Source organism: Actinoallomurus sp. NPDC052274, from assembly GCF_040679475.1.
Taxonomy (GTDB): Bacteria; Actinomycetota; Actinomycetes; order Streptosporangiales; family Streptosporangiaceae; genus Actinoallomurus; species Actinoallomurus liliacearum.
Window position 1 is genome coordinate 187,171 of record NZ_JBFAUT010000003.1, and the last position, 11,804, is coordinate 198,974.

The following is an 11,804-nucleotide window of genomic DNA, read 5'->3' on the forward strand; positions in this document are numbered from 1 at the left end:
CCATGGATCCGGAGGATTTCCCATTGTGGGGCCGGTGGGATTCGAACCCACACTGTCACGCTCCTAAGGCGTGTGTCTCTGCCATTGGACTACGGCCCCTTGCTCTTCTTGTTCTTCATTCTACCGGCATACGTCGGTGTCTGCGTGTGGCAGTTCGGGCAGAGGAAGCGAAGGTTTTTTCTGCGGTTGTCGAAGTAGTCCCCGTTGATGTGGTCGACGTGCAGGATCAGCGGCTTGCCTTGCCATGTCGCCTCCAGGCCGCACTCGCCGCACCGGTAGGCGACTCCGGACTCGATTAAAGTCCTCCGCAGGATTTCCGGCCGCTGGCGCCGTGCGTCGCTCGACCGAATGACGAAAACCTGCTCCGGTGTCAGACGATGGGCCGCCGGCTTGCCTCTGTTCCAGGCCTGACGGCCGAAATGGGACGTGTCGATATTGAAGTGCTTGAGTCTACGGCTGATATGGGCGTGGGTTCCTCCTGACCATGGGATCCCGAGGTAACGCAGGACTCCGGCGATGCTGTTGGAGGCGGCGGCCGCCTCGGCGAGCAACTCCGGAGTGTACTTGTAGCTGTACTTTCTGTTGACCATGGCGTGAACCTAGCGCCAGGGTCGGACAGTCCCCGGGCGGTCGCGTCAGACGCCGAGTTCCTTCATCAGGCGTTCGACGTGGCCGGTGGCCTTCACGTTGTAGAAGGCCTTCTCGACCTTGCCGTCGGCGTCGATGATGAAGGTGGAGCGGATGACGCCGACCATGGTCTTGCCGTACAGCTTCTTCTCGCCGTACGCGCCGTACTCCTGGAGGACCTTGGTGTCGGGGTCGGACAGCAGCGGGAAGGTCAGCTCGTCGCGGTCGCGGAACCTCGCGAGCTTGCCGGGCTCGTCCGGCGACACGCCGAGCACGTCGACGCCCGCCTCCTCCAGCGCCGGGAGCGCGTCGCGGAAGCCGACGGCCTCCTTGGTGCAGCCGGGGGTCATCGCCGCCGGGTAGAAGTAGACGATCACGCGGCGGCCGCGGTACGACGACAGCGACACCGGCTTGCCGTCGGCGTCGGGAAGCGTGAACTCCGGGGCCACGTCTCCGGGCTGCAGTCGTTGCTCCGTCACTTGATCACCTTTCCGATCGGGCTGAGTCCCACCGTACCCGGGTCGCAGCATACGACGCGGGATCGGGGTACAAGTCCGCCAGAGAGCGATGTCGGGCGGCGGCACCTGACAGACTTGTGCTGGGATCATGCCGCCGATTCCGATCACCACCGCAGGAAGGAAACCTCATGGCCGACAGAGCCCGCGATCCAGCGGCGATTGAGCGGGACATCGAGCAGACGCGCGAGGAGTTGGCGCGCAGCATCGACGAGCTCGCCGACCGGCTGAGCCCGAAGCACGCCGCGCAGCGTGGCATGGCGAAGGTCAAGGAGGAGGCCGGTCTCGTCGCCGAGGACCTCGGCGCTCTGGCCCGGCGGGAGAAGCAGGACCGGCCGCGCAGCCCGCTGACCGGACCGGTGCTGATCGGTGCCGGGGTCGTGGCGACGACCCTCGCGCTCCGGATGCTGCTGCGCCGGCGCGGGCGCTGACCGCGCGAGCGAAGCGCCCGGACTCCTGACCGGGAGTCCGGGCGCTTCGGCGTTTCTCAGCGGAGGGGCACGGCGGTGGCGGCGGTGCCGCCGGCCTGGGCGTCGAAGGCGACGGCGAGCGTGCCGGCGGCGCCGGGCACGGTGACGGTGCGGGTCCCCGCCGCGGTGAAGGCGACCTTGGCCTGGCCGAGGACCTTTCCGTTCCAGACGTAGGCGTACGCGGTGCCGGGGCCGGTGGCGCGGAGCCGTACGGTGACCGCGCCGCCGGTGACGGCGGGCCGCCCGACGACGCGGGCGGTGTCGGAGCGGGGCGCGGCGGTTCCGGCCGCGAGGGGGACGCCGGTCCTGGCGGCCTGCAGGATCGACTGCGGGGAGTTGACGGACAGCGCCGCGGTCTTGGAGATCACCGGGGGCGGCGCGGTCGTGGGCCTACCGGACGGCGGGGTGTAGCCGGGAAGGGTGGCCAGGCCCCAGCGGTAGGGGTCGCCCTGCACCCCGCCCCACGTCGACCAGCCGATGCGGGTCTGACCGGTCTTGTCGGTGGTGTCGGAGTCGTAGACGAAGATGTCGAGGCCGAGGCGGCTCGGGTCGACGGCGGCGGGCAGGTCGGCGAGCGGGATCTTCGTCTCGACGGTGTAGCCGGTGTAGGGCTTGTCGACGACCGAGGCGACCCGCATGCCGGGCGCGGTGTCCGCGCCGGGTCCCTGGTGGTTGTCGGCGTCGCGTTCGAAGCAGGGCGCGCCGTTCGTGGTGATGGGCATGATCCCGGTCTTGAAGGTGGTCGAGGTGTTCTCGGCGTCGCCGCGCGGGTCGAGGGCGATCTCGACCGAGTCGGTGCGCCAGTGCCGTTTGCAGTCGGCGGGGTCGAGGACACTGCCCTGCTTGTCGTCGGTGACGTGGACGAGGACGTAGAGGGCGTCGTCGTACCAGGTGACCTTGCCGGTGGCGGCGCAGTCGGCGGCCGACTCGCAGGCGGTGCCCTCCCAGAGGCGGGACAGGTTCAGGGTGGGGCCGGGGTACTCGGCGGCGGACTCCTTGCCGTCGACCGTGGGCTCCTTGGCGGCGTGCGGGATCGTGGTGGCCGGGACGAGTTCGAGCGCGGCGTTCGCGACGTCGGGGGTGCCGGTGGACGTGGTGGTGATGGTGTAGTCGTAGTCGCCGCCGGCGCCGCCCTGGTTGGCGGTCGGCAGTGAGGTGTCGGTGTCGCGCACGGTGAAGGCGACCGAGCCCTTCGCGCCGGCGGCGAGGGTGTACGGCTTGGACGCGGCGTCGCCGGTGAAGCCCTTGGGCAGGTTCAGGGCGACGGAGCCCTGCTGGGCCTGCTTCGTGGTGTTGGTGAGGTCGACGCGGACCTGGCGGGAGCCGCCGGAGGCGAGGGTGAGGACCCGCTTGACCCGGTCGGAGAGCTGGGGCGCGCCGGTGGCGGCGGCCCACGCATCGAAGTCGGAGACGCGGGGGAGCGGCTGCTGGCGGCCGGTGACCGCGGGTTCGACCTCGACGGCGCGGCCGGTGGCGCCGGTGCCGTGCGCGGTGGTCAGCGTGGCGCCGAGCCGTACGCGGCCGGGCTTGCCGATGGCGGTGACGGTGAAGGTCGCGGTGCCGTGGCGCAGGGCGCCGGAGCCGGTGACGGTCCAGCCGGCGGGCGTGGAGAGGGCGACGCGGCCGGGGACGGAGGCGTGCGCGGTGACGGTGAAGGGCTCACCGGCGGCGACGCCGAAGCGGCCGGTGGTCAGGGAGAACTCGGTGCCGAGGGGCAGGCCGCCCTTGGCGGGGTAGGTGGCGCCTTCGAGCGCGGCGAGGGGGTCGTGGTTCCCCCGGGTGAAGGGCACCCGGCTGTCGACCAGGGTGAAGTAGTCACAGCCGATCTTGTTCGGGTCGCTCGGGGCGTCGGGGTTGTGGGCCCAGCCCTGGCTGGCGTAGAGACGCCCGGCCTCGGTCTCGATCTGCGCCCAGGTCTTGCCGTTCTTGGCGGCGCGACCGCCCCAGACGCCGTAGACGTCGGCGCTGGGGTCGGTGGGCGTGAAGGTCGTCTCGCAGGACGGGCCGGCGCCGCTCGTGACGAGGTGTTCCTGGTGGAGCAGGCGGGCGGCGCGCCAGGGCCTGAGGTGCTCCTTGGTGAGCTGGTCGGGGAAGGCCGTGGGGTCGGCGGCGAGGTAGTACGCCTCGACGGCGAGGCGCCCGGCCTCCTGGTGGTTGCCGTGCTGGCCGGGGATGGGGGACGGCGTCATGGTCGTGATGACCTTGGGGCGGGTCTCCCGGACGAGGCGGACGACCTTGGCGAGCGTCGAGTCGTGGTCCCAGATCGAGCGGGTGAGCTCGTCGCTGACGGTGTAGTAGAAGTCGACCTTGTCGAGGTAGTGCACGTCGGTGATGCCGGCCTTGGCGACGGCGGCGCGTTCCTCGCCCTCGCGGAGCAGGCCGAGGGCCGGGCCCTCCTCGGGGCCGACGGCGTTGCCGCCGCCCTCGCCGCGGGTGATGGTGAGCACGCCGGTCTTCACGTGGGCCTTCTCGTTCCACTGGCCGTACGTGGAGAGGTTGGAGGACTCGTCGTCGGGATGCGCGCCGACGAACAGGACGTCCAGCCGGCCCGGCCGGGGCGGGTGCCCCGCGGCGGCCTGGACGGGCGGCGCGAGGCCGAGCAGGCCCGCGGCGAGCGTCACGGAGAGGGCGAGGCTCTTGCGCATGGGGGGTCAACTCCTTGTCCGGACGACGCTATTCCTTGATGGCTCCTGAGAGCATCCCGGCGATGAAGTGGCGCTGGAGGAAGACGTAGACGAGGACGACGGGTGCGGCGACGATCAGTGCGGCGGCCATGAGCATCTGGTACTCGGTCTGGTGCTGGCCCTGGAAGATCGACAGGCCGAGCGGCGCGGTGCGCAGGTCCTCGTTGGAGTTCATGATCACGAGGGCGAGCAGGAACTCGTTCCAGGTCCACATCGCGATGAGGACGACCATGGTGAGGATGGCCGGGCGCCCGACCGGCAGCAGCACCCGCCACAGCGTCGTCCAACTGGAGGCGCCGTCCATCCGGGACGCCTCGATGAGCGAGCGCGGCGCGGACCGGAAGTACGCGCGCATCCAGAACACGCCGAAGGACACCGACTGGGCGATCTGCGGCAGCATGAGGCCCGGCAGGGTGTTGTCGAGGCCGACGGACCGCAGGTCGAAGTACAGGGGTACGACGATGGCCTCGGTGGGCACCATCAGGCCGGCGAGGAACACGTAGAACAGCGCGGTCGCGCCGCGGAACTCCATCGTGCCCAGGGCGTACCCGGCCAGGACCGACAGCGCCGACGCCGCGATCACGACCACGGTGACGACGATCAGGCTGTTGGTGAGGTAGCGGGCGAAGTGCCCCTTCCGCCAGGCGCCGGTGAACGCGCCGGCGGACGGGTGGGGCAGGCCGAACGCCTGGGAGGCGACCGCCAGCAGCGGGAACACGGCGATCACCGCGAAGACGATCAGCACGGCGTACGTCGTGGCGCGCTCGGCCCGCGAGGTCGTCGGTGTCACGCGCGGCCCTCCACGAGACGGCCGACGCCGGCGGTCACGACGAAGACCACGACCGCGATGATGATGCCGATCGCGCAGGCCAGGCCGACCTCCCCGGTGTTGAACGTCCGGTTGTAGACCTCGTACGCCGGGACCCGGGTCGCGTCGCCGGGGCCGCCGCCGGTGGTCAGGTAGATCAGGTCGAAGTTGCGCAGCGCGGCGATGATGGTCAGCGTCAGCGCGACGGACAGCTCCCGCCGCAGCCCGGGCAGCGTGACCGCGAAGAACTCGCGGACGGCCCCGGCGCCGTCCACGCGCGCCGCCTCGTACAGCTCGCGGGGGATCTTCTGCACGCCGGCCAGGAACAGCACCATGGCCAGCCCGATCTCCGCCCAGGTGCCGATGAGCCCGACGGACGGCAGCGCCCAGGTGAAGTCGCCGAGCCAGCCGCGGGCGAGCCCGCCGAGCCCGACGAGGCGGAGCGTGCCGTTGATCGGGCCGTGCTCGGAGTAGATCCACTGCCACGCCACCGCGACCGCGACCATGGCCACGACCTGCGGCAGGAACAGCACGGTGCGGAAGAACGTCAGCCCGCGCGGCCGGGACCGGGACATGACGGCGACCAGCAGGAACGCGATGCAGCAGGGCAGGACGGCGTAGAAGAACACGAGGACGGCGGCGTGCCAGAACGTCCCACGCAGGTGCGGGTCGCTGATCGCCTGGGTGTAGTTGCCGAGCCCGGCCCAGGTGCCGACGGAGAGCCCGTCCCAGTGGAACAGCGAGAGGTACGCGCCGTGCAGCAGCGGCCAGAGCAGGAACGCCGCGTAGACCGCGAGGGCCGGGAGCACGTAGAGGTAGGCGACCTTGCGGGGCTCGCCGGGCGGCCGGGCGCCCGGCGGACGGCCTTCCGTACGGGGCCGGTCGGCGGGAGGCCGGGTCCGGGTGGCCGGCGCCTTCACCGCTTGGCCAGGAAGGCGGCGTAGTCGCGCTGGGCGTCCTGCATGCCCTGCTGCGCGGTCTTCCTCCCCGCGATGATCTCCTGTAGGACGCCGCCGAGCGTGTCGAGGAAGGTCGTCGTGGAGTAGTCCAGGTAGGGGACGAGGATGTCCTTGTCGCTGGCGGTCTTCCACGCGGCGGACAGGTCGCGGCCGACGGCGGAGGTCGGCTGCGCGCTCGCCGGGGGGAGCGCGGCGAGGCCGCCGGTCTGGGTGACGACGTCCATGGCCTGCGGGCTGGTCATGAAGTTCAGGTACGCGGCGGCGACGTCGGGGTGCTTGGACTTGGCGGTGATGGCGAGGGGCAGGCCGGGGCCGCCGAGCGTGGCGGCGGGGGCCCCGCCGGCCTGGGCGGGCGGCGGGAGGAGGTAGCGGACCTTGTCCCCCATCTTCTTCTGCAGGTCCGCGGCGAACCACGGCCCGCCGATCAGGAAGACGCCCTCGCCCTTGGCGAACGGCGCGGGCGAGTCGTTGTACTTGGCGGCGTTGACCTCGGACGGGAAGTAGCCCTTCTTCGCCCAGTCGGCGAGCCGCTGCGCGGCCTGCACGACGGATGGATCGGTCCACGCGCCGCCCCGGCCGAACACGAGGTCGCGCAGCTTGTCCTTGCCCGTCGTCTGGCCGAGCAGCACGCCGAACTCGTGGATGCCGGGGAACTTCTCCAGGTTGGCGAGGTAGATGGGCGTCTCGCCCTTGCTCTTGGCCGTGGCGAGGTCCTGCTCGAACTCGGCCCAGGTCGCCGGCGGCTTGAGTCCCAGCTTGGCGAGCTTGTCGGTGTTGTAGTAGATCCCGACGGCCTCGCCGGTCATCGCGACGCCGTAGAGGCTGCCGGAGCCGATCGCCTTGCCGCCGGCGCTGACGCTGTCGAGCTGGGTCAGCCCGGCGGGGAAGCGCTTGCGGAAGCCGTACGCCTGCTCGTACGGGTCGAGGGGCATCAGCGCGCCGGCCTTCACGAGGGCGCCCATGATGCCGTACCCCTGGTTCGCCTCGACGACGTCGGGCGGGTTGCCGCCGGACAGCGCCAGCCGCAGCGTCTTCTCCAGGTCGCTGAAGGACCGCGACACCCGCTTGATGGTCACGTTGGGGTACTTGGCGTGGAAGGCCGCGTTGAGCTTGTTCATCTGCTCGTTCTGGCCGCCGAGGACCTCCTGGTCCCAGACCGTGAGCGTGACCGGCCCGGCCTTGGCGACGGCGGTGCTGACGGCGCTCGGGGCGGCGGTCTTCGGCTTGCCGCCGCCCGACCCGGGGGCGCAGGCGGACGCGGCCACCAGCGCCGCTGTCAGGACCACCAATGGTTTCCGCATGGCGGGGGCTCCTTCGGTCAACCGAAAAGGGCGGCGCGGTCTTCTCTAATGATCTTCTCGCCGGTACCCGCGTTCGTTACGATCACGCCTGCCGTACGGTCGGCTCCGCCCGCATGACCGAGTCGACCGAGGAGTCCGGGATGTACGGGACGACGAAGGCGTAGTCCCGCAGGATCTCGTCGGGGACCTCGCCGGACTCGCCGAACGCCGCGATCTCTCCCCAGCAGGGCGAGCCGAGCGAGCCGCTGTAGTGCCGGACGGACAGCCCGGCGCAGAGGTTGGCGAACCGCAGCCGCTCGCTCAGGGCCCAGCCGGCGAGGGTGCCGTAGACGAAGCCGGCGGCGAACACGTCGCCGGCGCCGGTCGGATCGAGGGCTCTGACCGGCAGGGCGGTCGTCTCGGCCCGCTCGCCGGTGGTCGTGTCGATGGCGATCGCGCCGTCGCCGCCGCGCTTGACCACGACGACGGGGACGCGCTCGGCGAGGACGTCGAGCGCCTGTTCGGGGGAGCTCGTCCGGGTGTAGGCCATGGCCTCCACGGCGTTGGGCAGGAACACGTCGACCAGGTCGAGGCGGTTCAGCACGTCGACGGACCAGGTCTCGGTGGGGTCCCAGCCGACGTCGGCGACGACCGCGGCGCCCTTCTCACGCATGGTCGCGGCCCACTCCGGCACGGGGTGGGCGAGGTCGAGGAAGCAGGTCTTGGCCCTGGGCGGGGTGCCGACGAGCGCCTCGGGCAGCACCGGCATGGGCCGGTGGTAGGTCACCATGCTCCGGTCGGCGTCGTAGGCGAGCGACACGGTGACCGGGGTGGGCCAGCCGGGCAGCCGCCGGGAGTGCACGAGCCCGACGCCCTCCTGCTCCGACAGCGTCCGCCACAGGTAGGCGCCGAACATGTCGTCGCCGAACGCGGCGGCCAGGCCCACATTGAGCCCCAGCCGGCTCATCGCGACGGCGATGTTGGCGATGCCGCCGGGCGCCGACCCCAGTCCGTCGGTGATCAGCTCGGTGCCGGGCGGCGGCAGGGCCGGCAGCCCCGTGAAGATCATGTCCATGAAGACGGTGCCGGCCAGGAACACGTCGAGGCCCCCGGCGTCGCCGTGCAGAAGCTCGGCGGCCGCCTCCCGCTCGACGCAGGGATCCTCCAGCCGCGGCTCGGGCGGACGGCCCGGCGGCGCGATCATCGGTTTCACTCGGTCCACGGCGCCTCCCCTTCGGAGGGGGATTCAAACACTGTCGTACGACAGTACGCGCTGCTGGACCGTTCCCAGGGCGGTTCGGGGAATTCCCTACCTCACTTCGGGTATTTACAGGAACGTCCGTCCCTCGCCGCGATACGTCGGAACCGTCGCCGTGACCCGGTCGCCGTCGACGAGATGAAGGGCGTCGAACCGCTCACACAGTTCACCCGCCTTCGCGTGCCGGAACCACACCCGGTCGCCGATCCGCAGCCGGTCGGCGGCGGCGCCGAGCAGCGGGGTCTGCACCTCGCCCGCGCCCTCCCGGGCGTCGAAGCGCAGCCCCGAGGGCAGGTACGGCTGCGGCAGCCGGCTGCGGTCCGCGACCCCGGACGCGAGGTATCCGCCGCCGAGCACGGTCACCACCCCGGGCGCGGGGCGCCGTACGACGGGCAGGGCGAACAGCGCGGCCGGGCTGCCGGAGAAGTTCGTGTAGTGATCGAACAACACGGACTGATACAGGCCCGAGCCCGCGGCGACCTCGGTCACGGCCTTCTCGGCCGCCGTCTTCTCGACGCTGCCGGTCCCTCCGCCGTTGACGAACTCCAGGTCGGCGACCTCCCGGACCGCCTTGACGATCAACGCGCGGCGGCGCGCCAGCTCGACGCGCGACTGCGCCTGGATGAGGCGTACCGCACGGGAGAACACCGGCTTGCCGGGCGGGTCGTCCCCGACGCCGGCGATCTGCGACTCGTAGGCCATCAGCCCGACCAGCCGCAGCCCCGGACGCCGGGCGATCTCCCGGGCCAACTCCCCGGCCTGCTCCGGCGTACGGACCGGCGAGCGCAGCGCGCCGACGCGGATCCGGCCGCCGGCCGCGCGCCAGGCCGCGTCGATGTCGAGGCAGACGCGGACGGGCCGGCCGCCGGTGGCCTTCTCGATCAGGTCCAGGTGCTCGACGCAGTCGACCATCACGGTGACGACGGCCGCCGCGTGCTCGTCGTCGGCCAGCCGCGCGAGGGCGCTCTGGTCGGCGGTCGGGTAGGCGACGAGGATGTCGTCGCTCACCCGCTCCTCGGCCAGCCACAGCGCCTCCGGCAGCGTGAACGCCATGACGCCGGCGAACCCGTCCATGGCCAACACCTGTTCGAGCAGGGTCCGGCAGCGTACCGACTTGCTGGCCACCCGGATCGGCTTGCCGTGCGCACGCCGGGTGAGATTCGCCGCGTTGGAGCGGAAAGCCGCCAGGTCGACGATGGCGAACGGTGGTTCCAGGTGGGATGTGGCGATGTCATACCGTTTGCGCAGCGTCATGCCCGCAGCGTGCCACAGACCACTCGAATATGAGAAGAGTTCACGTCCGGGAATGCCCGGCGAAGAACTCCCAGAGCCGCCGGCTCGCGTCGGACGGCCACTGGTGCCCGCCGCCCGCGACGGTGCACAGGACCACCTCGACGCCGCCGTCACCGCGCCCGGTGGAGTGGCAGCCCGCGGCGCCGTCGGCCCGGAGCGGCAACAGGTGGTCGGTCCGCCGCCAGAAGTCCACCGCCTTGCCGACCGGCGGGAACGGCCGGGAGTCGCCCAAGTCACGGTGCCCGCCGCCGTCGTACGGGACGTTGTGGTCCGCGGTGCCGTGCCAGACCATCACCGACACCGGCCGGTCCGGATGGCACGTCATGGCGAGCGCCCCGGACACCGCCCCGATCGCGGCGACCTTCCCCGCGGACTCGCAGGCGAACCGGTAGGCCATGCCGGCCCCGTTGGAGAACCCCGTGACGTAGACCCGCTTCGGATCGGCCAGCCCCACGCCGGTCAGGTGGTCGATGAGCTTGTTCAGGAAGCCGACGTCGTCGATGTGCGCCAGTCGGGCGGGCGCACAGCAGTCCCCGGCGTTCCAGGTGAAGGCGAACCCGTCCGGATAGACGGCGAGGAACCCGTGCCGGTCGGCGAGCGCGTCGAACCCGGTCTTCTTCTCGAAGCCGGTCATGTTGTCGGCTCCGCCGTGCAGGGCGAGGACGACGGGCAGCGGCCGGGCGGGCCGCCCCGACCGGAACTTCTGCCGCGCCAAATCCGGAGGCACGTGAACGAGGTACTCCCGGTGCCCGGGCGTGCCCACGTCGATCTTCATCCGATGCGTCCCCGCCGCCGTGGGCACGTCACCCACCGACGCCGGAACCCCATGGCGCGCCCGGGACGGCCGGGGCGAACCGTGCCCCCCGGAGTCCGCCGACCTGCACCCGCCGAGAACGAGAAGACCGATGACCGCTAACGCCGCAACCCGTCGCATCTCCCCGATCTAACCCACTCGTCCCCGCCGAAACTACTAACCGGTAGCACAATGCGGTCACCTTGCCCATGCCTCGCAGCCGCGTCTGGTGGCGACCGCTCTTGGAGCGATCGCCACCAGGGTGCGGATCACGCTGCTCTAAGAGGTCTCCCTCGGTTTCGGGGCGGTCTCATCGAGGAGCGCACGCGCCGTCGCCATCTTCAGGACTAGCCGGCGTGGATTTCCTTTGATCGCCCGGAACCCGTGGTGCATGTAGAAAGCGGTGGCGTGGTCATCGATCGCGTCGACGACGATGATGCGGCCACCAGCGACTTCGGATGCGTTGACCGCCGTCTCGAGAGCGTCGTACAGCAACCAGTTGCCCAGTCCGGCGCCGTGGAGCGAGCGGTCGAGGGCGAGACGCCCGAGGAGGTAACCGGGAACGACTGACATGCCACCCGTCAGGGATCTCGGAAGCTCGGTCTTGAGTACCTCGGTAGGGGTGATGGCGTAGTGGTCGACGACGACTAACGAACCCTCCTCGATCCAGACGTAGGAGCGGGCGGTGTCCGAACGCTGGGCCCGATGAGCCTCGCGAAGCAGCCAGTCGTTCAGGGGGCTACTCCACAATCGAATCTCTCGTGACCGTGAACGTGATGCAACTGCTCCGACAGATAGCCCGTCATGAGCGCTTGTAGGGTCGCGGCTGCCCTGCCATGCGCCTGAAGACGGGAGGGACCTCGTCGGGCTCGTCCAGGGTGGCGAGCAACTCGTCGAACTGGTCGGCGGGCATCCAGGTGACGTCGGAACTCGCGAGGATGCGCCGGGCCTCCTCTTTGGCCGCGCGCAGTGTGAAGGAGGACACCGACTCGCCCAGCGCCTCGGCGGCCCGAGCGATGAGCCGCTCAGTGGTGGCGTCGGCGCGCAACTCGATGCGGCGGTCCTTCTTCGCGGTCATGAGCATCACTCCCACCTCCTCTCAAGATAGGGGCCCGCC

At 70.9% G+C, this 11,804-nt stretch carries 12 protein-coding genes and 1 tRNA gene; 1 reads left to right on the top strand and 12 read right to left on the bottom strand.

Annotation, left to right across the window (positions count from 1 at the left end; translation table 11 throughout):
- Positions 1 to 26 precede the first annotated feature (26 nt).
- The 3 genes from AB0K82_RS04300 to bcp all read right to left on the bottom strand — a co-directional run bounded on the left by AB0K82_RS04300 (position 27) and on the right by bcp (position 1,106).
- Positions 27 to 99 (bottom strand) — tRNA-Leu (locus tag AB0K82_RS04300).
- Positions 90 to 590 (bottom strand): HNH endonuclease signature motif containing protein, encoded by a 501-nt coding sequence (locus AB0K82_RS04305; protein WP_364392555.1) that lies wholly within the window; start codon positions 588 to 590, stop codon positions 90 to 92. The genes AB0K82_RS04300 and AB0K82_RS04305 overlap by 10 nt, the downstream gene beginning before the upstream one ends.
- A 45-nt stretch (positions 591 to 635) precedes the next feature.
- Entirely contained in the window at positions 636 to 1,106 is a 471-nt protein-coding gene (gene bcp, locus AB0K82_RS04310; protein ID WP_364392558.1) for a thioredoxin-dependent thiol peroxidase, read from the bottom strand.
- Positions 1,107 to 1,273: 167 nt separating this feature from the next.
- Here bcp and AB0K82_RS04315 point away from each other — a divergent pair, with 167 nt between their 5' ends.
- Positions 1,274 to 1,573, top strand: coding sequence for a DUF3618 domain-containing protein (locus tag AB0K82_RS04315; protein ID WP_364392560.1), 300 nt, complete (start codon positions 1,274 to 1,276; stop codon positions 1,571 to 1,573).
- Between the two features lie 56 nt (positions 1,574 to 1,629).
- On the opposite strand, the gene AB0K82_RS04320 is transcribed toward AB0K82_RS04315, so the two are convergent.
- The 9 genes from AB0K82_RS04320 to AB0K82_RS04360 all read right to left on the bottom strand — a co-directional run bounded on the left by AB0K82_RS04320 (position 1,630) and on the right by AB0K82_RS04360 (position 11,771).
- Positions 1,630 to 4,257, bottom strand: a complete 2,628-nt coding sequence (locus AB0K82_RS04320; protein ID WP_364392563.1) for a sugar-binding protein — start codon at positions 4,255 to 4,257, stop codon at positions 1,630 to 1,632.
- A 28-nt stretch (positions 4,258 to 4,285) separates the two neighbouring features.
- Complete coding sequence (locus AB0K82_RS04325; protein ID WP_364392566.1) at positions 4,286 to 5,086, bottom strand: carbohydrate ABC transporter permease; 801 nt, start codon at positions 5,084 to 5,086, stop codon at positions 4,286 to 4,288.
- Positions 5,083 to 6,024 carry a sugar ABC transporter permease gene (locus AB0K82_RS04330; RefSeq protein ID WP_364392568.1) on the bottom strand — a complete coding sequence of 314 codons (942 nt, stop codon included), beginning with the start codon at positions 6,022 to 6,024 and terminating at the stop codon, positions 5,083 to 5,085. The genes AB0K82_RS04325 and AB0K82_RS04330 overlap by 4 nt, the downstream gene beginning before the upstream one ends.
- Positions 6,021 to 7,364: an extracellular solute-binding protein gene (locus tag AB0K82_RS04335; protein ID WP_364392570.1), complete on the bottom strand. Its 1,344-nt coding sequence runs from the start codon at positions 7,362 to 7,364 to the stop codon at positions 6,021 to 6,023. The genes AB0K82_RS04330 and AB0K82_RS04335 overlap by 4 nt, the downstream gene beginning before the upstream one ends.
- 82 nt (positions 7,365 to 7,446) lie before the next feature.
- Positions 7,447 to 8,565, bottom strand: coding sequence for a carbohydrate kinase family protein (locus AB0K82_RS04340; protein ID WP_364392572.1), 1,119 nt, complete (start codon positions 8,563 to 8,565; stop codon positions 7,447 to 7,449).
- Positions 8,566 to 8,670: 105 nt separating this feature from the next.
- On the bottom strand, positions 8,671 to 9,855 hold the full coding sequence (locus tag AB0K82_RS04345; protein WP_364392574.1) for an amino acid deaminase/aldolase: 1,185 nt from the start codon (positions 9,853 to 9,855) through the stop codon (positions 8,671 to 8,673).
- A gap of 40 nt (positions 9,856 to 9,895) precedes the next feature.
- Positions 9,896 to 10,669 (bottom strand): PHB depolymerase family esterase, encoded by a 774-nt coding sequence (locus AB0K82_RS04350; protein WP_364392576.1) that lies wholly within the window; start codon positions 10,667 to 10,669, stop codon positions 9,896 to 9,898.
- A gap of 297 nt (positions 10,670 to 10,966) precedes the next feature.
- Complete coding sequence (locus AB0K82_RS04355; protein ID WP_364392578.1) at positions 10,967 to 11,437, bottom strand: GNAT family N-acetyltransferase; 471 nt, start codon at positions 11,435 to 11,437, stop codon at positions 10,967 to 10,969.
- A 52-nt stretch (positions 11,438 to 11,489) separates the two neighbouring features.
- Positions 11,490 to 11,771 carry a DUF1778 domain-containing protein gene (locus AB0K82_RS04360; RefSeq protein ID WP_364392580.1) on the bottom strand — a complete coding sequence of 94 codons (282 nt, stop codon included), beginning with the start codon at positions 11,769 to 11,771 and terminating at the stop codon, positions 11,490 to 11,492.
- Positions 11,772 to 11,804: the final 33 nt, after the last annotated feature.

Bases quoted from the DNA above. Each gene is read 5' to 3' on its own strand.
- AB0K82_RS04305 (WP_364392555.1), bottom strand. From the start codon at position 590: ATGGTCAACAGAAAGTACAGCTACAAGTACACTCCGGAGTTGCTCGCC.
- AB0K82_RS04315 (WP_364392560.1), top strand. From the start codon at position 1,274: ATGGCCGACAGAGCCCGCGATCCAGCGGCGATTGAGCGGGACATCGAG.
- AB0K82_RS04320 (WP_364392563.1), bottom strand. From the start codon at position 4,257: ATGCGCAAGAGCCTCGCCCTCTCCGTGACGCTCGCCGCGGGCCTGCTC.
- AB0K82_RS04335 (WP_364392570.1), bottom strand. From the start codon at position 7,364: ATGCGGAAACCATTGGTGGTCCTGACAGCGGCGCTGGTGGCCGCGTCC.
- AB0K82_RS04345 (WP_364392574.1), bottom strand. From the start codon at position 9,855: ATGACGCTGCGCAAACGGTATGACATCGCCACATCCCACCTGGAACCA.
- AB0K82_RS04350 (WP_364392576.1), bottom strand. From the start codon at position 10,669: ATGAAGATCGACGTGGGCACGCCCGGGCACCGGGAGTACCTCGTTCAC.
- AB0K82_RS04360 (WP_364392580.1), bottom strand. From the start codon at position 11,771: ATGCTCATGACCGCGAAGAAGGACCGCCGCATCGAGTTGCGCGCCGAC.